The sequence below is a fragment of the Agrobacterium sp. SORGH_AS_0440 genome, from assembly GCF_031453135.1.
Classification (GTDB): domain Bacteria; phylum Pseudomonadota; class Alphaproteobacteria; order Rhizobiales; family Rhizobiaceae; genus Agrobacterium; species Agrobacterium pusense.
On the sequence record NZ_JAVIYR010000002.1, the window covers coordinates 491,760 to 517,631 of the forward strand.

A 25,872-nucleotide genomic window follows, 5' to 3' on the forward strand; every position below is an offset into this window, starting at 1 on the left:
CATTTACGATCCGATTAACGGAAGAGCGACAGGATGTTCTGCGAGTCGCTGTTGGCGATCGAGAGAGCCTGGATTGCCAGCTGCTGCTGTGTCTGCAGAGCCTTGAGGCGGGTGGACTCTTCGTTCATGTCGGCGTCGACCAGGCGGCCGATACCCTTTTCCATCGTGTCGGACAGCTTGGTAACGAAGTCTTCCTGCATGGAGATGCGGTTGGAGACTGCACCCAGATCAGCAGCGGCGCTGTTGAGGGTTTCAAGCTGCTTGTCGACGTGGCTGATGAGCTTGTCGAGGATGTCGTTGTCCGTGGCAGCGGCGGTGCCGAGCATCGTGGCGCCAGCGCCCTTGTAGATCGACAGGTCCGAAATATCGAGGTTCGAAATGGACTGCTTTACACCGTCTGCGACTGCAGCCTTGTCGAGAATGCCCGTGCCCTTGCCGTCCGTTACAGCGCCGGTGTCGAACAAAACGTTCGAGCCGCTGAGCTGCACGTCAACGCGCTGAACCTTGACGGCGCCAGCGGAGTCACGGGTGAAGGATGCGACAACCTGCTTCTTCAGGTTTGCGATAGCCGCGTCGTCGGTGCCGGCAGCGAACGCTACGCCATCGTTGGACGCCTTGGTCTTCAGCCAGTTTTCGCCGTTGAAGGTTGCGGAGTCGGCGATGGAGGTCAGCTGCTTCTGGAGCTGGCCGATTTCCTTCTGGATCTTTTTCTTGTCGGCGGTCGGGTCCTGGGCAAGGATGAGCTTGTCCTTGATTTCCTGAACGACCTTGATGGTGGCTTCCATGCCCGCATAGGCAGTGTCGACCTTGGCGGCGCCAATGCCGAGAGCGTCGGAAACGGTGGAAAGGGCGGAATTGTCCGAACGCATGGTCGTTGCGATGGACCAGTAAGCAGCGTTGTCGGCGGCGGAGCTTACCTTCTGGCCGGTCGAGATGCGGCCCTGCGTCGTTTCCATGTTCTGGCCGATAGAGCGCAGGGTCTGGAGTGCAGCCATAGAGGAGGCGTTGGTGAGAATGCTTGCCATAGTATTTGTCCCTTGTGTTTACGAGATACTGGAGTTGGGGACATTCCGGACTGTGTATTACCGGTCACAACGTTTCGGCTTCATGCCACTCGGTTCAGAATTACTTGCTTCTGGAAACCAAACCCGCTGTGTGTGAGGCGAATTTCGCAGTCAAAACTTGCATAATTATTAATTTACGAATGAAGAAATATTAGAAAATACATATGGTTACTGGTTTGTTTTTATGAAAGGTAAGTTTTTAATTTAAAATTATAGTTATTCATCCGCTAGCGAAGCTGGTAACCAAAGTCTTAAAACGCCAAAACCCCGCGGCCTTGGGCACGCGGGGTTAAGAAACAGGGTTAATGGGTGTCAGTTCGGCACGAATGCCCGTCAGTTGAACGATCTGACGAGGCTGCCGACAAGCAGGTTCCAGCCGTCGATCAGCACGAAAAACAGGATCTTGAAGGGCAGGGAGATGGAAGTCGGCGGCAGCATCATCATGCCCATGGCCATGGTGATGGTGGCGACGATCAGATCAATGACCAGGAACGGCAGGATGATAAGGAAACCGATCTCGAAACCGCGCCGGATTTCCGACAGCATGAAGGCCGGAACCAGCACTCGATAATCGACGACGTTGTCGGTCATCACTTCCTGGCCGCGTTCGCGGGCAATATCCACGAACAGCTTCAGATCCTTGTCACGCGTATTGGCGTTCATGAAGGTGCGAAAGGGCTCGGCGATGCGCTGCACGGCCTGCTGCTCGTTGATCTGGTTCTGCAACAGCGGTTGCACGCCATCGGTCCAGGCTTTGTCGAAGGTGGGCGACATGACGTAGAAGGTCATGAACATCGCCATCGACAGAAGGATCATGTTCGACGGCGTGGAAGCGAGCCCCATGCCGGAGCGCAGGATAGAGAAAGCGATCACGAAGCGCGGAAAGCTCGTGACCATGATCAGGATGCCGGGCGCGACGGAAAGAACCGTCAAAAGCCCGAAGGTGCGGATGATCCATGCCGCGACAGACCCGTCTATCTGCGTGTTGAACAGATCGGACGGAAATTGCTGGGCATTGGCAAGGCCCGGCAAAGCGAGGAGGACGGCGATGGTTACAAGAAATCGAATCATTCGATGACAAAGGTCCGGAACATGACCTTGGATACGCGCCCTTGAGAGCGCAGGTCAACTCGTTCCTGAATGTCATCCTTAAGATATTGAAAGCCGCGCGGCCCTTCCAGCTGCTGAAGGGAAACGGTGCGGACATAGGCCACGATATCCTGATGGATATCCTCGGCCAGTCCGACTTCCACCGGCCCCTTGAACATCAGCGCCACCTCCAGCCGCACCCAGTTCGTCGAGGGGTAGGCGAGATTGGTGGTGATGGGATCGAGCTGGACGATGCCGTTCGGTTCGGCCGCGATTTTCTCGACACCCTCTTCCTTCTTCTCGCCATGACCACCGGCCGCAGCGGTGGCATGGGCCTCCGTTGCGGCAATCTTCGGTGCGATCATGCCGCCGACGAGCCAGCCTCCGCCCGCGCCGAGCAAGGTGAGGATCACAACACCTGCGATGGTCATGATCAGAGGGGAGGAATTCTTCTTGCCCTCTGCCTGTTCGTTTTCCATGGATCAGTCCGTTCCCCGTGTGCGGCGTCAGAGCGGCGAGAACAGGTCCACGACCTGCTGCCCGACCGGAGGCTGCTGCACTTCCGTCAGACGGCCGCGACCGCCGTAGGAGATGCGCGCTTCGGCAATGCGCTCGTAGGAGATCATGTTCTGAGCATCCACATCCTGCGGCCGGACGATGCCGCCGACGTTGAGGATGCGGATTTCATGGTTCACGCGCACTTCCTGCGAGCCGCTGATGATGAGGTTGCCGTTTTCGAGAATACCCGTCACGACGGCGGCCACGAGCAGCGTCAGCTTTTCAGACCGCTTGGTCTTGCCCTTGGCCTGGGTATCGGTGTCGGAGCCGTATTTGATGTTGGAATCCGCGTCCGGCGTCCAGCCAAGTATCTGGGCTTTGGCCTTCCAGTTCAAGCCGCTGGAGTTGGTGCGGTTACGCTCGGTTTCGTTGTCGAAATCGGCCTTGTCGTTGATCTGGATGTTGACGGTCAGGATGTCGCCGATGTTCAGCGCGCGCAGGTCTTTGAAAAGTGCGCCCTGGCTGTCGCTCCACAGTGAATAGCCGCTTGCCATGTGTTTCGGCTGCTTGGGATACATGCCCATCTGCGGTGTCTGGCTGAATTGCAGACCGCTGCCGATCGGGCTCATCGCCGGTGCGTTACCGATTTCCTTCAGGGTCTGGTTGTTCTGGCAGCCTGCCAGGAGAGCGAGCGGCAGGAGGAGGGCCGGAAGACGACGCGTGCTCATGAAGGATCCTTCGAAGTGTTTTTGTCGATTGCCTGCGACATGATGCCGGCGACGGTGGCAGCTTTCTGCGCGTCCATCTCGCTGAGGATGAGGCCGGATTGACGCGGCGGCAGCTGCATGATGATGGCAGCAGCAATCTCCACATGCATCTTCTCGAGCTGCGGTGCGGCGGCATCCGCCTTCATCGTCTTGTAGATGTCGACGAGGTTGCTTTTGGCCTGGTTGAGGAAATGTTCGCGGCGCGCCAGCCAGTCTTCATATTCAGCCTTGCGGTTTTCCAGCACGGAAATGCGCTCGTTTACGTCGGACTGGAGCTTCTCGAGCTCCTGCTTCTGCATCAGGTAACGCTGATCCCGGGCCGCATCGGCAATGTTGGTGCAGAATTTCTGGATTTCATCCTGCGTGCTGAGTTCTGAAACCACGTTCTGCTGGCTCTCCGCGCCGGCGGCCGGCAGCAGGAACAGCAGCGACGCGACCGCCGCGAAGCGGACGAGGCCATTCGAAAGCGGATTTTTGGTCTGACGTTCCATCATTGCAGCACAAGCTCCGCCTGAAGGGCGCCGGCGGATTTGATGCCTTGCAGGATGGCGATGATACCATCCGCCTTGAGCCCGATGCTGTTGAGACCGGCAACCAGCGTGCGAAGGTCAGGCCCTTCGACGATGGCGACCTTGCTGCCTTCCTGCATGGCCATGATATCCGTCTGCGGCTGTACCGCCGTTTGGCCACGCGAGAAGGGTGCCGGCTGAATGACCTGCGGTGATTCGGTCACCTGCACGGTCAGCGTGCCGTAGCTGACGGCGACGCGCGAAATCCGCACATCCGCACCGATGACGATCGTGCCGGTGCGTTCGTTGATGACGACCTTGGCCGGGGTATCCGTCTCGACGGTCAGGTTTTCGATTTCCGCCATCAGCCGGGTGAGATCCGCGACGCGAGGCTTTTGCACCGCGATTTCCTGCGAATCGCGCGGTTCGGCGATCGGATCGCCATAGCGGGCGCGGGCAAAGGCGTTGACGACGTCTGCGACGCGCACGGCCGTCGAAAAGTCGGGGTTGCGCAGCTGAAGGACCAGATTGACCGAATCCTTGAACTTCGACGGCAGCTCCCGTTCGATGATCGCGCCGTTTGGCACGCGCGCCGACGTGGTGACACCCTGGGTCAGCGTTGCCGCATCGCCCTGCGCCGAAAAGCCGTTGACGATCAGTGCGCCCTGCGCGACCGCGTAAATCTGCCCGTCGGCGCCGGAAAGCGACGTCATGATGAGGTTGCCGCCGCGCAGCGAAGAGGCATCGCCGAGCGAGCTCACCGTCACGTCGACGCGGCTGCCGGGGCTCGCAAAGGGTGGCAGATTGGCCGTCACCATTACGGCGGCGATGTTCTTGGCATTCGATTGGCCGCCCTGCGTGGTGATGCCGAGATTCTGCAACATCGCGCGCATGGATTGCTCGGTAAACGGCGAAGAACGCAGGCTGTCGCCCGTGCCCTGCAGGCCGACCACGAGACCGTAACCGATGAGCTGGTTGTCACGTCCTGCCTGCAGCGATGCGATATCCTTGATGCGGGACGTATCCGCATGGGCTGCCGGAACGGAAAGGAAGGGCTGGGCCGAAAACAGGATGGCCGCGGCCAGGATACGAAGCACTCTCATTTCGCCATCACCTGAATGGTTCCGTCCTTCATGACCGTGCCGTTGACGATGACGCCGGAATCGATGTTGCGTACCCGTACGACTTCGCCGAGCGAGCCATCAGTCATCGGTGTTCCCGAAGCCATCAGCGTCATATTGCCGATGGTGAAGACGAGCTTGACGCTGGTGCCGCGCGTGACGAGCGAGGGTTCGCGCAGGGCGGCAACGGGGATCGTGCGGCCGGGAAGCAGGGTCTGCTTGGAGATCATGCCTTCCACTTCGCTGATGTCGCTCGCGTAACCCGCGGAAATATTGGGATTGGTCACCTCCACCGGCTTCACCTGTTCGGACGTGATCGTCTCGCCCGGATAGATGGTACGCACGGGAACCAGCGCCATTGGCGCCTGGGAGAAGGCAGGCGCGAAAGCGCCGATTGAAAAGGCAGACGCCAGGCACATACGGGCGAGTGCCCTTTTGCAGCTGTTATTTTTCCGGCCAAACCTCATGTTCGCCTGCCTTTCCGTTCTTACTTCAGGTTCTTGCTGACAATCGAAGCCATTTCGTCAGCGGTGGTGATGACCTTGGAATTCATCTCATAGGCGCGCTGCGCCGTGATGAGGTCGGTGATTTCCTTGACGGCGTCGACGTTCGAGCCTTCGAGGTAGGATTGCTTGATATAGCCGTAGCTCGGATCGTCGGGCACGCCGATGACGGCGTCGCCGGAAGCCGGTGTCTGGGCGAAGAGGTTGTCGCCGAGCGGCTTCAGGCCGGCTTCGTTGGCGAAGTTGGCGATGGTCAGCTGGCCAAGCTCGGTGAAGTCGGCGGCGTTGCCGATACGGGCCGTCACCTGACCCGTGCGGGTAACGGTGATGTCCTGCGCGTCGGTCGGGATATTGATATTCGGAATGACGTTATAGCCATCCACCGTCACGAGATTACCATCGGCGTTCTTGTTGAAGGCGCCGGCGCGGCTGTAGAGCGTCGAACCATCGGCCGCCTCGATCTGGAACCAGCCCTGACCGATGATCGCGACGTCGAGCTTGTTGCCGGTCTCGATCAGGTTGCCCTGGGTGTGGATGTTGCGCACGGCCGAGGTCTGCACGCCGAGGCCAATATTGGCGCCCTCGGGCACGATCGCCTGGTTGGCGCGGTTTGGCACACCCTGCATGCGCTCGGTCTGATAGAGAAGATCGGTGAACTCCGCCCGCGCGCGCTTGTAACCGGTGGTGTTGATGTTGGCGATGTTGTTGGCGATGACTTCCAGATTGGTCTGCTGGGCGTCCATACCAGTGGCAGCGATGGCAAGAGCTCTCATGTCAATATTCCTGCTGGGCTAGATCTGCATCTTGGTAATGTCGAGATAGGCCGACACGATCTTGTCTCGGAGCGCGATGGCGGTTTGCAGCGACTGCTCGGCCGAAAGCATGGCATCGACGACTTCACGCGTATTCGCCTTGCCCTGAATGCCTTCAAAAGAAGCGACTTCGGCCTTCTTGAGGTTGTTCATCGCGTCAACGGAAACATTACCGAGAACGCTTGCGAAGCTCTGGCCGGTCTGCTGCGCTGGTGTCGTCTTCTCGCTGCCGAAAATATTGTCGGTGAGCGAGGAAACGCTGCCGGCGCCGCGCGTCAGCGAGAGGGAGCCGAGTTGTTTGATGCCGTCGATCATTGCGATGCCTTCAGAAGGTCGATGGTGGAGGCGACGAGGTCGCGTGTCTGGCGGATGACCTGAAGATTGGCGTCGTAGCTGCGGTTTGCTTCGCGCATGTCTGCCATTTCGATCAGGATGTTAACGTTCGGCATCTTCACCATGCCGTTTGCGTCGGCGGCCGGATTGCCGGGGTCGTATTCGTTGATGAAGTCGCCGCGATCGACGCCGAGCTTTTTCACCGTCACGCGCTCGACGCCGCTGACACGGTCGAGTTCCGAACCGAAGGTGACTGTCTTGCGGCGATAGGGGTCCGCGCCTGGTGTGTCACCCGTCGATCTGGCATTGGCGATGTTTTCAGACACGATGCGCAGTCGGGTGGACTGCACTTCCAGGCCGCTGCCGGCGATCTTGCTCGCCGCACTCAAGGGATCCATGGCTTACCTCTTAACCGTCATCAGCATCATGCGATGGAAGGATTTGACGAGATTGGCATTCAGCTCGTACTGCCGCTTGATCTCGCCGGTCTTGGTCATTTCTTCCGCAAGCGCGACCGAATTGCCCGATTCCTGCATGCCGATCTCGTTGTTGACCGGGTTGTCGCGCACCGCGATATTGTCGCTGAGTGTGCTCTCGCCGAAGTGGGCAGGGTTGGTCCTCGCCATGCCGACCTGCTGGCTGGTGGCCTGCATGACCGCTTCGAATGGGCTGACATCCTTGGCGTGGAACTTGGGTGTGTTGGCGTTGGCGATGTTGGTCGCCACGACTTCCTGCCGCACGCTCAGCCATTCCGCTTGGCGGGATGCCAGTTCGAACAGTTGAATCGGTTGCATAGACTTCTCCATCTCGTATGCCCCGAACCTACGGGGCTAATCTTGCGTCAGACTTGCGGAGAAGACGAAGGGGTGCGACGACGGGAAAAGGCACATGGATGCGCGGCCTGCAAAAAGAAAAAAGGCGCACCAGCAGATGCCGCGCGCCTTTTGATCGGAAGAAAATTCTTTTATTTTTCGGGGTGATAGGTTTTTCCAGAGGATGTCTCTATCAACCACTCGCCGTTGCGTTGCTCGATCTTCGTCAGCAGCGCATTATCAGGCAGGGTCGAGCCGACCCTCACCATATACATGCCCGAACCGTCTTCGATCAGGGCGCGGCCGTTGGAGACATGCAGCAGACGGAAGGCGGTCTGGCCGGGGAAGGGCTGGTCCTCGACCCCGGCTGCGAGATTGTTCTGTTTTTCCTTGCCGCCTGCGTTCACGGTCGCCGTCGTCAGCATGTCGGGCAGTTCGGCCGGCGGTGGGGTGTCTTCCTTGTTGCGATTGGTCATCGCCATCGGAGAAACACTGAAGACTTCCCGCGGGCCGGTATGGGGCAGATCGCGGGTGCGGTCGCCGCCAGCCACCTTCATGCCGAATTTTTCCTCGTTGAAGAACACGTACCAGGGGAAGAAGGCCGCTGCAGCGGCAAGCGTGATGCCTGTCCATGCCAGAATACGGTCGGGTGTGAAGAAAACGGGCTTGGGCAGCACGCCTTCATCGTAGCTATCGTTATTCCGCTTTTTCTTCACGGTCAGCCTCTCATTCTCGGGGGTTACCTGCGGCTGGCCGTTCTGCGCGCCGCCGCGCAATGCGGTCGCAAGGTCAGCATAGGCATCCTGTGCCGCCGGTTCGTTCGGCAGCTGTTTCAGCGTTTCATAGATGATCGGAACCTGCTTCACCGCCATGTCGAGGTCTGGGTCGGTGCCCGGCCGGTAACCGCCGATGAGGCGAAGATCCCGCGTTTCCTCGAAGCGATGCACCAGCGCCTTGAGGCGTGACACCAGCTTTTCCTGATCCGGCGTCCATGCTTTCTTGGCGAGACGCGAGATCGAGGCGAGCGGATTGATCGGCGGGTAGCGGCCTTCTTCTGCAAGGCTGCGGTCGAGCACAATGTGACCATCGAGAATACCGCGGGTCGAATCGGCGATCGGATCGTTATGATTGTCTCCATCCACCAGAATGGAAACGATGGCGGTGATGGTGCCGGTGCCTTCGGCGCCCGGTCCCGCCCGCTCGAGAAGACGCGGCAGCTCGGTGAAGACGGAGGCGGGGTAACCGCGTGCCACCGGCGGTTCACCCGAAGCAACGGCCACTTCGCGGATCGCATGGGCAAATCGCGTCACGCTGTCAATGATGAGGAGGACATTGTCGCCCTGATCCCGGAAATGCTCTGCAATGGTGACGGCGGAAAGTGGCGCCATCTTGCGCAGCATCGGGCTTTCATCGCTCGTCGCGACAACGGCGATGGACTTGCTCATGTTCTCGCCCATCGTGTCTTCGATGAATTCGCGCACTTCACGTCCGCGCTCGCCGACCAGTGCAATCACCACCTTGTCGAAGGCGTCAGCCTTTGCAAGCATGGACAGCAGCGTGGATTTGCCGACGCCCGAGCCGGCGAAAATGCCAAGGCGCTGGCCGAGACACAGCGGCGAAAAAATATCGATTGCCCGCACCCCGGTCTTGAACGGGGTCTCCACCCTCTTGCGGGTCATTGAGGGTGGCGCATTGTTGGAAATCGAACGGCGTTCAATGCCCGCGGCAAGCGGTCCCTGGCCGTCGATAGGTTCACCAAGCGCATTGATGGTGCGTCCGCACCAGCTATCATCAGGCGCGACACGGAAGGCGCCCTTGCGGATGACGGTATCGTGAATGCCGATCGGTTCGCCCGGCTCGATAGGGCACACGTAGCAGATATCCGGCTCAACGCGCACCACTTCGCCGAGATGGATGCCGGTCGGGCTGCGATGGGCAACAAACTCGCCGAGCCGCACATGCCGGGACAGGCCGGACACGGTATAGTGCCCGGCTGCGATGGTGCGAACGTGGCCGCCCGGCGCCACCGAAAATTCCGGATCGGCATAATGTCCGGCAAGGCCGGCCAGTTGGGCGAGCTTCGGTGAAATGGCTTCAGCCGAAAGCATGGATACCGGCATTGTCATTGGTCAGTTCCTCAGCGCGCGCCACCAAGCGTCTTGATGCCCTCGCCGAACGTCGATTCGGTATCGCGCATCAGAGAGGAGATGCTTTCGAAGGCACGGTTGACCTGGATGAGCTGCGTCATCTGGGAAATCCCGTTGACGTTCGACTGTTCGAGATAACCCTGAACGACGCCGACCTCGTGATTGTTGACGACGGGGACCGGCTGAGCCACGGGCTTCACGCCGCTATTGGGGTGGCGCAGGAAACCTTGCGAAAAATCCGCCTGGAAGATGCCAAGCGTGGCGACGATGTTTTCGTTCTGCCTGATGGCTCCGTCAAGACCCACGGTAATCGGGCCGCCATTCGGATTGAGCTGGATCGGGCCGCCGCCGGCGTCGAGGACCGGGTAACCGCTGGAGGAGATGAGCGCGCCGTCAGGCCGCATGGTGAAGCGGCCGTCACGGGTCAGAATCTGACCGTCAGGCGTATCCAGCGAGAACCAGGCATCGCCCTTGATGGCGAAATCGAAGGAATTGCCAGTCTGCTCGAAAGCGCCCTGGCGCGTGGAGAGATAGTCGTTGCCCTGGGACACGAAGGCGATCTTGGCATTCATGTCATTATGGTTCTTGGCGACCATTTCGTCGAATTTCACTTCGGAACCGCGGAAGCCGACGGTGTTCACATTCGCCATATTGTCGGAAATGGTGGTAAGACGACGCTCCAGCGCGATCTGCGAGGACAAGGCGACGTATAGTCCGGATTGCATATCATTTGCCTCCGAGTTTCAGGGAGTTGATGGATATCAGCAGATCGGCGGAGATACCGTAGCCGCTGGAGGAGCCGAAGACGGCGAGGGGATCGTAGGTCGTCGAGGGGTTTTGCATTTCCCACATGATGGTGAAACGCTCGAGCAGCTTGCCGACCTTTTCAGGATCCTGCAGGTCCTTGACGTCGATGGTTTTTTCGATGAGGGCGGCCTGTTTCTCGACATCTGCCCCGGCGAATTCGTCGGGCAGGTTATAGGCCGTGCGAAACACCTGCGCGAGCGCATCGTCGGCCAGAAAGTCGAGGCCGGATTTGATCGTCGGCGCCTTGCGCTCGAAATAAAGGGCGAGACGAACACCGTTATTGTCGTCGCCCGCTTCCTGTTCCAGCGTCTGCCGGGTGTATTTGGTAATGACGCCCGACTGGGCTGCATCGACCGAAGTCGCCGCCGCACCCAGATCTGCGAAATTCAGCGATTTCGCGAAATCCGCGTAACGGCTGTCGGAAAGCTTGTTGGCGAAGGCATTCTTGTCGGTCGCGCCTTCTGTCAGGACCTTGCGGATGAAGGCTTTCGCATAGGCCATGTCCTCGAGCCCGTGCGCCTTGAGCGCGTAATTGTAAAGGCGGGTATCCGCCATGAAATCGTCTATGGATTTCACGTCGCCGATCTTTGCGCGGTAATATTCGGTCTCGCGCGCCACGTCCGGCTGCTTCGACACCCGCTCAAGCGACTTGCCGATATCCTGACTGATCAGTCTGTAGCTGGTGTAGGTGGAAGTCACTGAACCGCCGCTCTCGTTTGATCCCGATCTCAAGGCGCACGTCCGCCTTTGCCGGCATAGTGCCGCGGCTTGCTTGTGCGAAACTGGCTGGAGGCTGAAGCGCGGAGAGGCTTTGCGGACAGGTTCACGCAAGCCACATTTTTTAGACATGGCGGCATGGAACACTGTTCGGGCGTGGTCGATCAATGAATATTGTAATTGGACTTATAATCACCTTCGGCTGCATCATCGGCGGCTACATGGCGATGGGCGGTCATCTGGACGTGCTGATTCAGCCGTTCGAATTGATGATCATCGGCGGCGCCGGTCTCGGCGGCTTCATCATGGCGAACCCGATGAAGGTCGTGAAGGATTCGGGCAAGGCGCTCGGCGAGGCCTTCAAGCACTCGGTTCCGAAGGAGCGCAACTATCTCGACGTGCTCGGCGTGCTTTATTCGCTGATGCGCGACCTGCGCACGAAATCGCGCAACGAGATCGAGGCCCATATCGACAATCCCGAGGATTCCTCGATCTTCCAGAGCGCGCCATCGGTTTTGAAGAACAAGGAACTGACCTCGTTCATTTGTGACTATGTCCGCCTCATCATCATCGGCAATGCCCGCAGCCACGAAATCGAGGCGCTGATGGATGAAGAAATCGAGACCATCCTCCACGACAAGCTGAAGCCTTACCACGCGATCACCACGATGGGCGATTCCTTCCCTGCCATCGGTATCGTCGCAGCGGTTCTCGGCGTCATCAAGGCGATGGGCAAGATCAATGAATCGCCTGAAGTGCTGGGCGGCCTCATCGGTGCCGCGCTGGTCGGCACCATGCTCGGTATCATCCTGTCCTATTCGATCTGCAATCCGCTCGCCTCGCAGGTCAAGATCGTCCGCACCAAGCAGCATCGCCTCTACATCATCGTCAAGCAGACGCTGATCGCCTACATGAACGGTTCGGTGCCGCAGGTCGCGCTTGAATATGGCCGCAAGACCATCTCCAACTACGAGCGGCCGTCCATCGACGCCGTCGAGCAGGAGATGATGAATCCCGGCGGCGAGAACAAGGCGGCATGACCATGGCAAAAGCTGCAGCGCAAAAAGCTCCCGCCATCGACACCGCCTTGCTCGCGAAACTCACCGGCGGGCTTTCCGACCGCAGGACGATCGCGAAGATCGGTTCCGATATCGGCCACCTCTACAGCGAATTCCTGCCGGATATTTTTCACAGCGAGACCGGCATTGCGATAGACGTCGAATATATCGGCTCCGAATCGGGGCTCATGACCGACCTGATCGCCAATGTCGGGCAGAATGTCGCGGTGGCCGATTGTTCCCTGCGCAACTGGTGCCCGAACTTCATGATGACGGTCGGTAATGGCTTCGTCATCGCGCTCATGGAGCGCATGCTCGGTGCAGCACCGGACAGCATCGGCGAACCCGATGAGCGCAGTCTTTCCCATATCGAGCTCGATCTGGCTGCCATGGTCCTAGGACGTATCGGCGGCGTGCTCCGTTCCGGAGTCAATGCGCCGGGCGGTTTTGAAGCGGCTATCGAGCCGCCGTTCAATTCCAATGGCAAAAGTGCCTTCGACGAGATGATTGCGGGCCTCTACGGCGTTAACATCCGCATGAAAATCGACATTGGCAAAGTGTCGTCGGAATTCTCGCTGATCATACCGCAGCGTCCGTTGCTCAAGACATCCATCGTCGCTCCCAAGGCTTCAGCGCAGGCGCTGAAGAAGCAGGAAGAGTGGATGGAGATGATCTCGGAACAGGTGAAGAGATCGCAGGTCACGCTTGAGGCGCGCATCAAGCTCGAAACGCTGACACTCCGTACGATTTCGAAGCTGGTGGCCGGCGATGTCATTCCGTTTCAGGCCCTCAACCAGGACGATATCGGCGTTGAGGTCAGTGCTAACGGTTCCAAGCTCTATAATTGCGAATTCGGCAAGTCAGGCGACCGCTACATGGTTCGGGTAAAGAACAATGTCAGCACGGACGACGAGATCTTACGACATTTGATGGGTTAAAATCCTGCCCGACCTTTTTGGGTTTGGGCAGGCTGACGCAAGTTTCAAAGGGAATAATCAGCGCATGGCTACGAAGAAAACACCTGTGACCGATGATGCGGCGTTGCCGTCGTTTGAAGACGGCGGCGACCTCGACCAGGCTATCGGCGATCTGCGTGGCGTCCTCAAGACGGATGCGGAAGGCTCGCTCTCCGATTTTGGCGACTTCGGCGATTTCGGAAGTACGGACGAGGTTTCTACGGATACCGACCTTTCCGCCTTCGGTGGCGGAGCGGCCGATTTTGCGATGGACGATTTTGCCGCCGCCCCGCAGGTTGCGGGCGTAAAGGCACCGCTGGGCAGCGGCCTGTCCGAAAACATCGACCTGATCATGGATATCCCGATCGATGTCCAGATCGTTCTCGGCACCAGCCGAATGCTCGTCTCGGGGCTGATGAGCCTGGAGGAGGGCGCGACGATCGCACTCGACCGCAAGATCGGCGAGCCGGTCGAGATCATGGTGAATGGCCGCCGTATTGCGCGCGGTGAAATAACGGTTCTGGAAGACGACGATACGCGCTTCGGCGTAAAATTGATTGAAGTACTGAGTACGAAGAAAGCCTGATCCCTGTGGGGACGGAGAGGAAAGACCATGATGGACTTTGAAGATTTCGGTAACCCAATTGCGGGCAAGCCGTTGTCTCAGGCCGACAAGGCGGCCGCGGTGCTTCTTGCCATGGGCAAGGGCGTCGCCGGCAAGCTGCTGAAGTTTTTCACGCAGCACGAATTGCAGATGATCATTTCCTCGGCCCAGACCCTTCGCGTCATTCCTCCCGATGAACTTGCGCAGATCGTGGCCGAGTTCGAGGACCTGTTCACCGAAGGAACGGGTCTGATGGACAATGCCAAGGCAATCGAGAGCATTCTCGAAGAAGGTCTGACCCCTGAAGAAGTGGACAGCCTTCTCGGCCGCCGCGCAGCGTTCCAGGCCTATGAAGCATCGATCTGGGACCGCCTGCAGGAAGCAGAGCCGGAATTCGTCGGCAAGTTCCTGCTGCGCGAACATCCGCAGACCATTGCCTATATTCTCTCCATGCTGCCCTCGTCCTTCGGTGCCAAGGTTCTTTTGACCATTCCGGAAGAGCAGCGCGCCGATATCATGAACCGCACGGTGAACATGAAGGAGGTGAGCCCGACGGCCGCCCAGATCATCGAGAAGCGTGTGGTCAACCTCATCAACGAAATCGAAGCCGAGCGCAATGCCGGCGGTTCCACGAAGGTTGCCGACCTGATGAACGAACTGGACAAGCCGCAGGTCGATACGTTGCTCAGCTCGCTCGAGACGCTCAGCAAGGAAGCCGCAAACAAGGTCAAGCCGAAGATCTTCCTCTTCGACGACCTCATGTTCATGCCGCAGCGCAGCCGTGTCATGCTGCTGAACGATGTGTCGGCCGATGTTCTGACGATGGCGCTGCGCGGCGCCACGATGGAAATCAAGGAATGTGTGCTTTCCAGCATCAGTCCGCGCCAGCGCCGCATGATCGAATCGGACCTTGCGGTGCCGCAGGCCTCGATCAACACCCGCGAAGTGGCGATTGCCCGCCGTGCCGTTGCGCAGGAGGCGATCCGGCTGGCCAATTCCGGCCAGATCCAGCTGAAGGACGCTGCCGCGGAAGAACAATCGGCTGCGGCCTGAGTGGAAGCCGGTTGATAACCGGCCCATCTGCTGCAGGCGGCCATTGCGGTGGCCAGCCCCCGGCGCTAGTTTCGGGACGACGGCCTGCCGGGATCGGCGGGCCTTTTTTTATCCCGGGAACGTGCCTTGGCAGACGATCAGGACAAGGACAGTAAAACAGAAGCCCCAACGGAGAAAAAACTCCGTGATGCGGCGGAAAAGGGCAATCTGCCCTTTTCCCGTGAAGTGCCGATCTTCGCGTCGTCACTGGCCTTTTACTGTTATCTCGTTTTCTTTCTGCCCGACGGTGCCGGCCGCATCGGCGAGACGCTGAAGGACCTGTTCGGCCAGCCCGAACAATGGGACCTGAGCACCAGGCCAGACGCCCTGTCGCTTTTGTACTTCCTCGGCACGTCCATGGCCTATCTGCTCATGCCGGCCATGATCATGTTCATCGTCTTCGGCCTCGCCTCTTCGTTTTTCCAGAACCTGCCGTCGCCGGTGCTGGAACGGGTACGCCCGCAATGGTCCCGCGTATCGCCCGCCAAGGGTTTCACGCGCATCTATAGCAAGCAGGGTTTCGTGGAATTCGGAAAGTCCGTTTTCAAGATCATGATCGTCTCGACCATCATGTTCTTCGCTCTGCGCGGCGAGTTCTACAGCCTCATCGATCTGATGTTTTCCGATCCGCAGGTTATTTTTGTCCGGGTCGTCGAGATCGTCAAAAAGATGATGATCGTAATCCTGCTTTCGACCGCATTGCTCGCCGCCGTGGACGTTTTATGGACGCGCCATCACTGGTTCACCCAGCTGAAAATGACGAAGCATGAGGTGAAGGAAGAATACAAGCAGTCGCAGGGCGACCCGGTTGTCAAATCCCGTCAGCGATCGATTGCCCGCGACCGTGCCCGCCGCCGTATGATCAACAACGTGCCTCGCGCGACCCTCGTCATCGCCAACCCGACACACTTTGCGGTGGCGCTGCGTTACGTGCGTGAAGAAAGCGACGCGCCTGTTGTCGTTGCCAAGGGCCAGGACCTTATCGCATTGAAAATCCGCGAGATTGCGGAAGAAAATAATATCCCCGTTTTTGAGGACCCACCGCTTGCGCGCTCCATGTTTGCGCAAGTCTCGATCGATAGTGTGATTCCACCAGCCTTTTATAAGGCTGTGGCTGAGCTTGTTCATCGGGTTTACGCCATGAAGTCATCGAAAATACGGGTTCAATAAGACCAATGAAAAAATCCGCCTATTCTGAACAGCGGGAAATGATCGTCGCAGAGGCGATCAACCCGATCGCTACAGAACTACGATTGCTAGACCCGGCCGACCTGATTTCGCTGCTCAGATTCGAGTGCTACGGCAGCATTGCCGATCTCGTGTCATCGGCTGCGGAGCTTTATTATCATCCCGGTACGATCAATTTCGGCGCCGGCGGCGAATATAAACTCGAATGGGAAGGCGCGCCGGAGATCGTTCTCGATCTCGAAATCAAACCGATCGGCGCCACGGTCTATGCACAATTGATCTTGGCCAATGAACATGCGGCGGTCGAAATCAATCATGTGTCGTTTCAGAACCCTTCGGAAAATCCCGACGAAAACACCGAGTTCCTCCGCCATAGCCTGATGGCCGCCCGATTCGTTTCGACCCACCAGGGCGAAGCGGCCTGAACCATCCGCCGAATATCCAGCCGATGACCGGTTGCGACTGCCGAAACGGCGGTCGCGACGGTTTTGCCTGATCGCTTTTTCACCCGACCTTGCCCGAAGCCTGCCACCGCGCGCAAAACCGTTATGGGAAAGCGAGGAACGCCTTGCAAATCAGCGTTGTTGTTTGGTACCTATCGAATTAACGATTTGTTAACGAACGGCAGGTCGCGGTGGATCATTTCAACCACCGCCGATGCGCATGATGCCTCTGCTCGTTTCCGGCGCAGCGCCGGATTATTTCTTACATTTTGAATTGGGTGGAACCCATGACCAGCATTATGACCAATGCGGCGGCAATGGCCGCGCTGCAAACCTTGCGCATGATCGACAAGAACCTCGAGACCACGCAGGCGCGCGTCTCCTCCGGTTACCGCGTCGAGACGGCAGCGGATAACGCGGCCTATTGGTCTATCTCCACGACCATGCGCTCGGACAATGCGGCGCTTTCGGCCGTTCAGGACGCACTTGGTCTCGGCGCCGCCAAGGTCGACACCGCCTTCGAAGCCGTGGAAAGTGCTATTGAGACGGTCAAATCGCTGAAGGCGAAGCTGGTTGCCGCCTATGGCGTGGGCAGCAACCGCACGAAGATCCAGGAAGAAATCAAGCAGCTTCAGGATCAGCTGAAGAGCATCTCCGAATCGGCGTCTTTCTCCGGCGAAAACTGGCTCCAGGCGAAGATCGGCGACGGCAAGACGCCGCCCGCGGAAGAGCCGGTCATCAAGAAGATCGTCGCTTCATTTACCCGCACCGCCGCAGGCGCAGTCGGGGTGACGACGGTCGATTATTCACTCGATTCGAGCACGGTGCTTTTCGATCTGAGCGGCGGCAAGTTCGGCATTCTCGACACCGAAGCGCGATTCCTGCGCAAGAACGAGACGATCGTGACGATGCGCACGACCGATACGCCCGCGGCACCCGCCGCTCCCACCGTCACCGACAAGGATTATGTCGTTCCGACGCTGAAGGATAGCGAAGTGGCGGCACTGGCAGGTTTTTCCGTGAAGGCGACCGGCATCTATACCAATGCCGCCAATACGGAGGGTTATTTGAAGATCGGTGATGGTGTGTGGGTAAAGCTCACCTCCACCGATCCGGCAGCGGCAGGCGCTCCGGCGACCGACAGCACGACCCCCGTCGCGACCACGACATCGCCGAGCACCAACTGGTATTACGATGTCACTGCGGCAATTGACCCCGACACTCGTAAACTCGGAATCTCCGTCTCCACGCTCGACATCAACAAGCTCACCGATCTCGCCCAGAAAATGGGAACCATGACGGGAGAGCAATATACCGAAGCCGACGTGCTGGATGCGATGATGTCCTTTGTCGACGGCCAGCTCGAAGCGATGACCAGCGCGGCGTCCAGCTTGGGCTCGCTGCAGAGCCGTATCGACATGCAGGAGAACTTCGTGTCGAGCCTGATGGACGTGATCGACAAGGGCATCGGTCGTCTTGTCGATGCTGACATGAACGAGGAATCGACCAAGCTGAAGGCGCTCCAGACACAGCAGCAGCTCGGTATCCAGTCACTCTCCATCGCCAACGCCAATGCGGAAAATATTCTTCAGCTCTTCAAGTAATGGAGCTTCCTCGCACGGGCATGCGCGGAAACGTGGCGCAGACGTGCTGAACAGTTCCGCCTTCATCCTCGCACAAGTTTGAACACCTAACGTCGGGGCAATATGGGGGCGGATCGCATGGCGCGGTCCTCCGGCAATCATGGAAGAGACGGGCAGGGTAGCAAGGATGACGGTGGTGCCGCCAAACGGCTTAGAGCATTTCCAGGAAAAGCGGACCTCGGTTTTCCGCCCGGAAATGCGACGGAACGTTCCAGATCGCAGGCAGCGAAACATGTCTCGTCCCCTGTTTTGCCGGGGGCGTGCATGACCACCTCCATCGCAAGATATCTGAAGGACTTCGGTGACGCTCAGCCGGCAGGACTGGCCTTCGGCGATCCCCTGGCGGATACCGATGGCGTTTCGCCATTTGCCGACGCTGCATCCGGTTTCGATGAATTCGAATCCGTCGACGTGGAGAGTGAAAGGCAGGCCGCTTACGCCCGTGGCCATGAGGATGCGACACGCGAAATCACCGAAAAGATGCAGGCGGAACGCGACGAGCTGCTGGCCGCCCATTCGGCTGAGCTGGAGGCGCTGCGATCCGCCTATCTCGAGGAAATCGCGGTCTTTCTGTCGCGCGGGCTGCGAGAGGGCATTGATGCGATTGCCGCCACCCTCAGCGAACAGACCGCCGCAATCCTTGCTCCGGTTTTGACGGAAGAACTGTCGCTTAAAGCAGTCTCGGCGCTGGCGGATGTGGTGCGCGCTTCCATGCCGGATGGTGACGCCGTCACGCTTGTCTTGAAAGGTCCGAAGGATTTGTTCGAGCAGTTGAAGACCCAGCCCGGCTTTGAAGAAGAGACGATGAAGTTTACCGAGACCGCCGATATCGATCTTTCAGTCGAGCTGGGTGAGAGCGTCTTCGTGACGCGCATGTCCGCCTGGGCCTCCAGTCTTCGCAAGGTGATGAAATGAGTGAAGGCGAAAACCATCACCACGGCAAAAACGAGATCATCATCGTCAAGCGCCATAAAGGTGGCCACGATGGTGCGCATGGTGGTGCGTGGAAGATCGCCTATGCCGACTTCATGACGGCGATGATGGCGTTCTTCCTCGTCATGTGGCTGGTCAATGCCGCCAATGAGGAAACCAAGGCCTCGGTCGCGAGCTATTTCAATCCGATAAAACTGTCCGATGAGAAACCCTCGTCCAAGGGGCTGGAAAAGCCCGTGGACAAGGAAGAGGGCGTCCAGAAAAAGGACCAGTCCAACATTCAGGCAGAGAAAGTGACCAAGGGATCCGCCGCGGCGACGGGCGAAGACCTGACGTCCCAGACAGGTGAACAGTCGAATTTCTCCGAAGCGGACTTTTTCGAAAATCCCTATTCCGTGCTGGCGGAAATCGCCCAGCAGGTCGGGCAGCAGGCCAATGTCAGCGCCAAGGGCGAGGGCGGTGCTGCCGATTCCGGTCCTGCAACCGGCGCAAGCGGCGGCGAGGCCTATCGCGATCCCTTCGATCCTGATTTCTGGACGCAGCAGGTGAAAATCACCCGCGCCGATCAGCAACAAAAACCGGTTGAGCAGCAGGCCGCCGAAAACAAGCAGGAGAATGCTGCCGAAAGCGCTCAGGCCGTTGCGGTTAAATCGTCTCAGGCGCCGGAAGACAAGGCGCAAGATGGCAGGCCCATGGACGTCGCCGCGGTTGTACCGCAGCAACGGCCGGATGCCGCCGAGCAGGCAGCGCTTGTACGGCCCAGGCCCGAGCAGCAGCAAGAGGCGAAGGATGTTCAGCAAAAGGCGAGCGATGCTGAATGGGAAAAGGCCGATACGCTGCGCGAAGAAATCGAGAAACAGATATCCGGCATAACCGGCAGGCTCTCGGAAGGGCTGGTCGTGACGCCTGCGGAAGGCGGATTGCTGCTGACCATTTCCGACCAGACGGAAACACCGATGTTCAATATCGGATCGGCCGTTCCCCGGCGCGAAATGGTTCTCGCCATGGAAAAGATCGGCAAACTGCTTCAGGAGCGCGGTGGCAGCGTGGTAATCCGCGGCCATACGGATGGGCGGCAGTTCAAGGGCGAGGCCAACGACAATTGGCGCCTCTCCATGGACCGCGCGCACAGCGCCTATTACATGCTGGTGCGCGGCGGCCTGTCGGAAGAGCGGGTAAAGCAGGTTTCTGGGTTTGCGGACCGCAGATTACAGGTCCCGGCAGATCCCCTGGCGGATGCCAACCGCCGTATCGAAATCCTGCTTGAGGCTGATCGGGGGTGAGTGTGACGAAAACCTCGAAACGCTGGCTTCTTCTTGCGGCGACGCTTTGTGGTCTCGGTGCCGGACCATTCAAGGCGTTTTCGCAGTCGCAAGACAATCTCATGCCCTATGCCATGCTGCGCTCCCTGCAATTCGTGCAGGATTCGGTTGCCAAGGGAGACCATTCGGCAACGGAAATGCAGCGGTTCCTGCTCCAGACCATAGATGAGCGGCTGAAAAGCGCGCCCTCGGCGATCTTCAAGGACCCACGCAATGTCGATGCGGCGCTGATCTATGCGATGAGCGGCGGCAATCCCGCCACGCTTGAATTGCTGGTCGCGCGCGATGTGGACGGCAATTTCGACAGCCGCGTCGCCGATATCCTGCGCAAGTATCTGTCAGGCAAGGGGACGCTGGTGGCGCAGAGCATCGCGGCAATGGTGCCTGAATATCGCGGCACCCGGATAGGCGCCTATCTGGCGCTGATCGGTGGCAATGTGACGATCCCGCGCGATCCTCTGGCCGCGCTCGGCTTTTACGACATTGCCCGGCTTGAAGCGCCCGGGACAATCGTTGAGGAGGCGGCATTGCGCCGCTCGCTCGCCATTGCGGTTGAAGACGGCGATGCAAAACGCGGCGTCGAATACGCACAGCGTTACGCGCGGCGGTTCCTGCATTCGCCCTATGCAAGCCAGTTCGCGGATCTTCTGGTCTCGCTGGTGGTCAAACGCTCTGATTCCCTCGGCGAAGACGCGATAGTGGAGACCTTCGCGATGATGGATGCGGAAAGGCAGAAGGAAGCCTATCTGCGTCTTTCGCGTCTTGCGGCGATCAGCGGCAAGGATTCGCTGGCCCGCATGGCGGCGCTTAAAGCGAAGACGCTGTCGTCCGCCGCGCCGGATCAACCGGAAGCGCAGGCCAATCTCTACGAAAGCCTTTCCAACATTGGAACACCCGATGTGGTGAGCGCGATCGAGACGATCGGACAAATTCCCGAAACGCAGCTTTCGGACCGGGACAGGGCCCTCAGAGATGCCGCAAGGGCGATCGCCGAACAGGTGGTTCGTCCTCCCTCGCTATCAGGTGCTGATGTCGACGCGGCGGCGCAGGGCGCCAGACAGAACGCAGCCAAAAATGATGCGGTGGCTGGCGGGGAAAAAAGCATATGGCGGGTTGAAACCCACAAGGCCGACGATGGCGGTGAGAATGTCCGGCAGCTCGTGACAAGCGGCCGCAGCAAGCTCGATGAAATCGACAGCCTGTTGAAGAAAGGCGAGGGGGCACCATGATCGACGCAACCATCAATGCGCTAACGAATGCGCCACCGTCCGATCCGCGCGCAGGCAGTGCTGCCGCACGTGACGAGGCGAGAGGCGGCAGCTTTGGCGATGCCCTTTCCACGGTTCGTGACGAGCGACCGCCGCAGGCGCCGCATTCGCGGTCAGACGATTCTGGTTCAGCAGGGCAACAGCACGGACAGGCCGACGGCGAGGGGGAAAAGATGGATGTCCCGGTCAAACGGCCTGCAGCCTTCCTGAATGTCATCGTCAACGAGCATGCCGGGGACGGTCGAGTTCACGACACAGCTGCTGAGTTCCAGAACGCGGTCAAATCCTCGCGGGCACAATTGGGGGACGGCAAGCCTGGCAAGAAGCTCAAAGATGAGGCGGATAAGGATGCCGAGGCGATAACGGATACTCTCGATCCGAAGCTCGCCGAACTGCAGCTGGTTACGGCCAGCGCCGGGGCAATGGCCACGGCCAAGACGCCGCTGGAAGAAATTGCGCAGGCAATTGCCGGCAAGACCGACACGGTCAAGTCCGACAGGGCTGAACCTGTCCGCAGCAAGGCTGAACATCCGGCCAAGGACATGCCGACTGGGGTTGCAGCTACCAATGATGCGGCGGGTTCGGCTTCGGAAAACGAAGGCGATGCCTCGTCATTCCGCTTCGCGTCTCCGCGTTCGGGTGCAGCCCGCGCTCTCGATATGAGCACGGTTCAGCGCGAAGGACGCGTGGAGTTCGACACGCGGGAAAGCAGCGGCAAGGCGGCCGATACCGTAACGGTTCTCGATTCCCGGCGCTTCATCGGTCTGGCGCCCTCCTCCAATGCCTCGGCTCTGACCGGCCTGATCGCCAATGATCCGGAATGGGTCAGCGCCATGCAGCCCGGTTCAGCGCTGTCCAACGCAGCCGCCCAGACCAGCACCGGCAAGGTCGTGCATACGCTGAAGCTGCATATGACGCCGATCGAGCTTGGATCGGTGACGATGTCACTGCGTCTTGCCGGTGACGAACTCGCCGTGCACATGACTGTGGAGAGCGTCGCGGCCTATAAAAAGCTCCAGGAAGACAGCAAGAGCATCCTTGATGGCCTCAAGGCGCAGGGTCTGACGGTCGATAACATCACGATCAGCATCGCTTCTTCCGATAAGAGTGACCAAACGGGCACACAAGCCAACAATCAGCAAAATCAGCAGGCGCAGCAACAGGGCCAGCAGGCGGCTGCGGGCCGCAACCGTGACGAGTCCGGTGCACGAGGCGGCCGGCAAGGCAATGGCGATAATTTGGGGGTGCATAATGAAGGCATGGACGGCGCTCTTGGCTCTGCCCGCACTTCTGCTGACAATGGCGTCTATCTCTGAAAACGCATCGGCCTCGGCAACGTCAGGCGTGTGTGAAAGAGAGATCCAGTCTGCGGCACGCAAGTACGGCGTGCCGGAGGGAATTCTCTATTCAGTGGGCCTGACGGAGACTGGCCGCAAGGGGCGGCTCGACCCCAACGCCATGAATATCGAAGGAAAACCGGTATTTGCGGCCTCTACCGAAGAGGCCTTGATGACTTTTGAGGCTGCCAAACGCAATGGCGCCAAGCTCATCGACCTCGGATGCATGCAGATAAATCATTATTTCCACGGCGAAAATTTCACATCTGCGCGCGAAATGTTCGATCCGCGTCGCAATGTCGAATATGCCGCCATGTTCCTGCGTAACCTCCACAACAGGCACGAGACCTGGACGATGGCGGTTGCCCGCTATCACGCAGGGCCCAATAATGACCCGGCCCAGAAGAAATATGTCTGCCGGGTCATCGCCAATCTGGTGGCGACGGGCTACGGGAAATGGACGCCCAACGCTAAAAATTTCTGCGAAGGATAACAACCTGAAATTGCTTTATCAGGGGTTGGGACTCGTTATCGGAAATGTGGCGAGACAAAGCCCGAAAAAAGGCGTTTCAAGCGTTTTTTAGCGATTTCGGAAATTTTTACACAAAAATTTTGTGCCATATATGGTTAATACCCACTATATATAGATCAAATCGGCACAAAATGGTTAATCAATTATTAATAACTATCGATGATTTCCTACAGTTGTCGCTGAATCCCCCGATTCGTACCAATGCCTCATTGGAAAACACCACACTGATTCGGAGGCGGACGAATGATCGTAGTGGTTGATGAGCGCGAGCTCGTTAAAGACGGCTATACATCTCTATTTGGGCGTGAGGGCATTCCCTCGACCGGGTTCGATCCGGTCGAATTCGGGGAATGGGTCTCGACGGCGGCGGAAAGCGATCTTGCGGCTGTGGAAGCCTTCCTGATCGGCCAGGGCGACCGGAGCTTCTCCTTGCCAAAGGCGATCAGGGATCGCACGACGGCGCCTGTCATCGCGGTGAGCGACCAGCCCTCGCTGGAAGCGACACTCGCGCTGTTCGACAGCGGCGTCGATGATGTCGTGCGCAAGCCCGTTCACCCTCGGGAAATCCTCGCACGTGCGGCGGCTATTCGCCGCCGGCTGCAGGTCATTTCGAATTTCACCGACGCCGGTCCGATCCGGGTCTTCTCCGATGGACGCGACCCGGAAGTGGGCGGCGAGGTATTTCCCCTGCCGCGCCGCGAGCGCCGCATTCTTGAATATTTGATCGCCAATCGCGGACGCCGCGTTTCCAAGGCGCAGATTTTCAATGCCATCTACGGCATCTTCGATGATGACGTCGAAGAAAACGTCGTCGAAAGCCACATCAGCAAGCTGCGCAAGAAGCTGCGCAAGAAACTTGGCTACGACCCGGTCGATTCCAAGCGGTTCCTCGGCTACAGCATTGATTGGCAATGATTTTCATTGACCCGCGTGGTCTTTTTCAAACGCGGTATTTCAGACAGCTTCACGCAAGCCAAACGCTTTACCTTCACCTTGAAAGATGACCACGAGGGTTTTTGAATGAGTATTTTCGGCACTATGCGAACCGGCGTGTCCGGCATGAATGCACAGGCGAACAAGCTGGGCACCGTTGGCGACAACATCGCCAACGCAAGCACCACCGGTTACAAGCGTGCATCGACGTCGTTCTCGTCGCTCGTTCTGCCCTCCTCGTCGGGCAGCTACGCTTCCGGCGGTGTGCAGTCCAACGTTCGCTACAGCATTTCGGAGCAGGGCAACCTCTCCTACACCACCTCGGGTACTGACCTTGCCATTCAGGGCAACGGTTTCTTCGTTGTCCAGGATGGTGCAGGCACGCCTTATCTCACCCGTGCCGGCTCTTTCGTGAAAAACTCGGAAGGCTATCTGGAAAACGCCGCTGGCTTCCAGCTGATGGGTTACCCCTACGGTTCCAACCCGCCGGCTGCCGTCGTTAACGGCTTCACAGGTCTTGAAGCCATTAACGTCAACAATTTCGGCCTGACGGCATCGCCCTCCACGCAGGGAAGCTTCCCGGCCAACCTCAATCGCGACGATACGGCCGTAGCGGCGGCGTCGCTCCCCAGCACCAACTCCGCAACGGCGAAGTTCGGCAACAAGACTTCGCTGACCGCATTCGATAGCGGCGGCGCGAAGGTGCTCTACGACTTCTATTACACCAAGACTGGTGACAACACCTGGGAAGTGGCGGTCTACCGTCAGGATCAGTCGACCAATGGTGGCTTCCCCTATACGGCGACTGCGCCGGCATCCCTTGTGCAGGAAAGCGTCACGCTGACCTTCGATCCTGCGACCAACAAGCTGACGACTACGTCTCCCAAATCCATCACCATCGACGACAACAACAGCGGCGTGGCGCAGGCGATCAACATCGACCTGTCCGACATGACCCAGTTTTCGTCGAAGTTCACGCCCGGCACGGCGATCCTGAACGGTAACGGTCCGAGCCAGATCAAGGATGTCGAAATCGGCAAGGATGGCGTAGTGACGGCAGTTTACCAGGATGGCGGCCGCCGCAACATTTACCAGCTGGCGCTGGCCACCGTGCCGAGCGTCGACAACCTGAGCCCGCAGAACGGCAACGTTTATCTTCCGAGCAACGAGTCCGGTGTCGTTACCATCGGCTTCCCGCAATCGGGCAGCTTTGGTTACGTCCAGAAGGGCGCGCTGGAAGGCTCGAACGTCGATATCGCCAGCGAACTCACCGACATGATTGAATCCCAGCGCATCTATACCGCGAATTCGAAGGTCTTCCAGACTGGATCGGATTTGATGGACGTCCTGATCAATCTGAAGAGATAGTAATTCCTACGGGGAC

At 58.7% G+C, this 25,872-nt stretch carries 28 protein-coding genes and 1 pseudogene; 14 read left to right on the forward strand and 15 right to left on the reverse strand.

Annotated features, from left to right (window positions below):
- Positions 1–14: 14 nt before the first annotated feature.
- From QE453_RS11680 to QE453_RS11745, 15 genes and pseudogenes are all read right to left on the reverse strand, one after another.
- On the reverse strand, positions 15–1,025 hold the full coding sequence (locus QE453_RS11680) for a flagellin (protein ID WP_006698203.1): 1,011 nt from the start codon (positions 1,023–1,025) through the stop codon (positions 15–17).
- Between the two features lie 372 nt (positions 1,026–1,397).
- The gene (fliP, locus tag QE453_RS11685; protein ID WP_004439940.1) at positions 1,398–2,135 is read right to left on the reverse strand and encodes a flagellar type III secretion system pore protein FliP; all 738 of its coding nucleotides are present in this window, start codon (positions 2,133–2,135) and stop codon (positions 1,398–1,400) included.
- Positions 2,132–2,632 carry a flagellar basal body-associated FliL family protein gene (locus tag QE453_RS11690; protein ID WP_309777112.1) on the reverse strand — a complete coding sequence of 167 codons (501 nt, stop codon included), beginning with the start codon at positions 2,630–2,632 and terminating at the stop codon, positions 2,132–2,134. Before QE453_RS11690 ends, fliP begins: the two co-directional genes overlap by 4 nt.
- Before the next feature lie 27 nt (positions 2,633–2,659).
- Positions 2,660–3,379: a flagellar basal body L-ring protein FlgH gene (flgH, locus tag QE453_RS11695; protein ID WP_004439948.1), complete on the reverse strand. Its 720-nt coding sequence runs from the start codon at positions 3,377–3,379 to the stop codon at positions 2,660–2,662.
- Positions 3,376–3,912: a MotE family protein gene (locus QE453_RS11700; RefSeq protein WP_004439951.1), complete on the reverse strand. Its 537-nt coding sequence runs from the start codon at positions 3,910–3,912 to the stop codon at positions 3,376–3,378. The genes flgH and QE453_RS11700 overlap by 4 nt, the downstream gene beginning before the upstream one ends.
- The gene (locus tag QE453_RS11705) at positions 3,909–5,030 is read right to left on the reverse strand and encodes a flagellar basal body P-ring protein FlgI (RefSeq protein WP_022555612.1); all 1,122 of its coding nucleotides are present in this window, start codon (positions 5,028–5,030) and stop codon (positions 3,909–3,911) included. The genes QE453_RS11700 and QE453_RS11705 overlap by 4 nt, the downstream gene beginning before the upstream one ends.
- Entirely contained in the window at positions 5,027–5,515 is a 489-nt protein-coding gene (flgA, locus tag QE453_RS11710) for a flagellar basal body P-ring formation chaperone FlgA (protein WP_004439958.1), read from the reverse strand. Before flgA ends, QE453_RS11705 begins: the two co-directional genes overlap by 4 nt.
- Before the next feature lie 20 nt (positions 5,516–5,535).
- The gene (gene flgG, locus QE453_RS11715) at positions 5,536–6,324 is read right to left on the reverse strand and encodes a flagellar basal-body rod protein FlgG (protein ID WP_003503427.1); all 789 of its coding nucleotides are present in this window, start codon (positions 6,322–6,324) and stop codon (positions 5,536–5,538) included.
- Positions 6,325–6,342: 18 nt separating this feature from the next.
- The gene (locus tag QE453_RS11720; RefSeq protein WP_022555613.1) at positions 6,343–6,678 is read right to left on the reverse strand and encodes a flagellar hook-basal body complex protein FliE; all 336 of its coding nucleotides are present in this window, start codon (positions 6,676–6,678) and stop codon (positions 6,343–6,345) included.
- Positions 6,675–7,094: a flagellar basal body rod protein FlgC gene (flgC, locus tag QE453_RS11725; protein ID WP_004439964.1), complete on the reverse strand. Its 420-nt coding sequence runs from the start codon at positions 7,092–7,094 to the stop codon at positions 6,675–6,677. Before flgC ends, QE453_RS11720 begins: the two co-directional genes overlap by 4 nt.
- Before the next feature lie 3 nt (positions 7,095–7,097).
- Complete coding sequence (gene flgB / locus QE453_RS11730) at positions 7,098–7,490, reverse strand: flagellar basal body rod protein FlgB (RefSeq protein WP_004439967.1); 393 nt, start codon at positions 7,488–7,490, stop codon at positions 7,098–7,100.
- 170 nt (positions 7,491–7,660) lie between these two features.
- A complete protein-coding gene (locus QE453_RS25255; protein WP_022555614.1) occupies positions 7,661–8,224 on the reverse strand; it encodes a hypothetical protein in 564 nt (187 codons plus the stop codon).
- Positions 8,225–8,226: 2 nt separating this feature from the next.
- Positions 8,227–9,634 (reverse strand): annotated as a pseudogene (fliI, locus tag QE453_RS11735) (flagellar protein export ATPase FliI).
- Between the two features lie 11 nt (positions 9,635–9,645).
- A complete protein-coding gene (flgF, locus tag QE453_RS11740; RefSeq protein ID WP_004439975.1) occupies positions 9,646–10,380 on the reverse strand; it encodes a flagellar basal-body rod protein FlgF in 735 nt (244 codons plus the stop codon).
- Position 10,381: 1 nt separating this feature from the next.
- Positions 10,382–11,161, reverse strand: a complete 780-nt coding sequence (locus QE453_RS11745) for a DUF1217 domain-containing protein (protein WP_006698197.1) — start codon at positions 11,159–11,161, stop codon at positions 10,382–10,384.
- Between the two features lie 185 nt (positions 11,162–11,346).
- Between QE453_RS11745 and motA the strand changes: the two genes are divergently transcribed.
- The 14 genes from motA to QE453_RS11815 all read left to right on the forward strand — a co-directional run bounded on the left by motA (position 11,347) and on the right by QE453_RS11815 (position 25,856).
- Complete coding sequence (gene motA / locus QE453_RS11750) at positions 11,347–12,219, forward strand: flagellar motor stator protein MotA (protein ID WP_035209059.1); 873 nt, start codon at positions 11,347–11,349, stop codon at positions 12,217–12,219.
- Positions 12,216–13,175 carry a FliM/FliN family flagellar motor switch protein gene (locus QE453_RS11755; protein ID WP_022555618.1) on the forward strand — a complete coding sequence of 320 codons (960 nt, stop codon included), beginning with the start codon at positions 12,216–12,218 and terminating at the stop codon, positions 13,173–13,175. The genes motA and QE453_RS11755 overlap by 4 nt, the downstream gene beginning before the upstream one ends.
- A 64-nt stretch (positions 13,176–13,239) precedes the next feature.
- A complete protein-coding gene (gene fliN / locus QE453_RS11760; protein WP_022555619.1) occupies positions 13,240–13,779 on the forward strand; it encodes a flagellar motor switch protein FliN in 540 nt (179 codons plus the stop codon).
- A 27-nt stretch (positions 13,780–13,806) separates the two neighbouring features.
- Positions 13,807–14,850, forward strand: a complete 1,044-nt coding sequence (fliG, locus tag QE453_RS11765) for a flagellar motor switch protein FliG (RefSeq protein WP_004439994.1) — start codon at positions 13,807–13,809, stop codon at positions 14,848–14,850.
- A 126-nt stretch (positions 14,851–14,976) separates the two neighbouring features.
- Positions 14,977–16,059, forward strand: coding sequence for a flagellar biosynthesis protein FlhB (flhB, locus tag QE453_RS11770; protein ID WP_006698195.1), 1,083 nt, complete (start codon positions 14,977–14,979; stop codon positions 16,057–16,059).
- 5 nt (positions 16,060–16,064) lie between these two features.
- Complete coding sequence (locus QE453_RS11775) at positions 16,065–16,502, forward strand: hypothetical protein (protein WP_004439999.1); 438 nt, start codon at positions 16,065–16,067, stop codon at positions 16,500–16,502.
- A 305-nt stretch (positions 16,503–16,807) separates the two neighbouring features.
- On the forward strand, positions 16,808–18,124 hold the full coding sequence (locus tag QE453_RS11780; protein ID WP_004440000.1) for a flagellin: 1,317 nt from the start codon (positions 16,808–16,810) through the stop codon (positions 18,122–18,124).
- Positions 18,125–18,427: 303 nt separating this feature from the next.
- On the forward strand, positions 18,428–19,078 hold the full coding sequence (locus QE453_RS11785; RefSeq protein ID WP_309777113.1) for a hypothetical protein: 651 nt from the start codon (positions 18,428–18,430) through the stop codon (positions 19,076–19,078).
- Complete coding sequence (locus tag QE453_RS11790; RefSeq protein ID WP_045532742.1) at positions 19,075–20,379, forward strand: MotB family protein; 1,305 nt, start codon at positions 19,075–19,077, stop codon at positions 20,377–20,379. Before QE453_RS11785 ends, QE453_RS11790 begins: the two co-directional genes overlap by 4 nt.
- On the forward strand, positions 20,376–21,647 hold the full coding sequence (gene motC, locus QE453_RS11795; protein ID WP_022555625.1) for a chemotaxis protein MotC: 1,272 nt from the start codon (positions 20,376–20,378) through the stop codon (positions 21,645–21,647). Before QE453_RS11790 ends, motC begins: the two co-directional genes overlap by 4 nt.
- Positions 21,644–23,002 carry a flagellar hook-length control protein FliK gene (locus tag QE453_RS11800; RefSeq protein ID WP_107340476.1) on the forward strand — a complete coding sequence of 453 codons (1,359 nt, stop codon included), beginning with the start codon at positions 21,644–21,646 and terminating at the stop codon, positions 23,000–23,002. The genes motC and QE453_RS11800 overlap by 4 nt, the downstream gene beginning before the upstream one ends.
- Entirely contained in the window at positions 22,986–23,516 is a 531-nt protein-coding gene (locus QE453_RS11805; protein WP_374709461.1) for a lytic transglycosylase domain-containing protein, read from the forward strand. The genes QE453_RS11800 and QE453_RS11805 overlap by 17 nt, the downstream gene beginning before the upstream one ends.
- 282 nt (positions 23,517–23,798) lie before the next feature.
- Complete coding sequence (locus tag QE453_RS11810; protein WP_006698188.1) at positions 23,799–24,470, forward strand: response regulator transcription factor; 672 nt, start codon at positions 23,799–23,801, stop codon at positions 24,468–24,470.
- 105 nt (positions 24,471–24,575) lie between these two features.
- Positions 24,576–25,856, forward strand: a complete 1,281-nt coding sequence (locus QE453_RS11815) for a flagellar hook protein FlgE (RefSeq protein ID WP_004440014.1) — start codon at positions 24,576–24,578, stop codon at positions 25,854–25,856.
- The last annotated feature ends 16 nt before the right edge of the window (positions 25,857–25,872 follow it).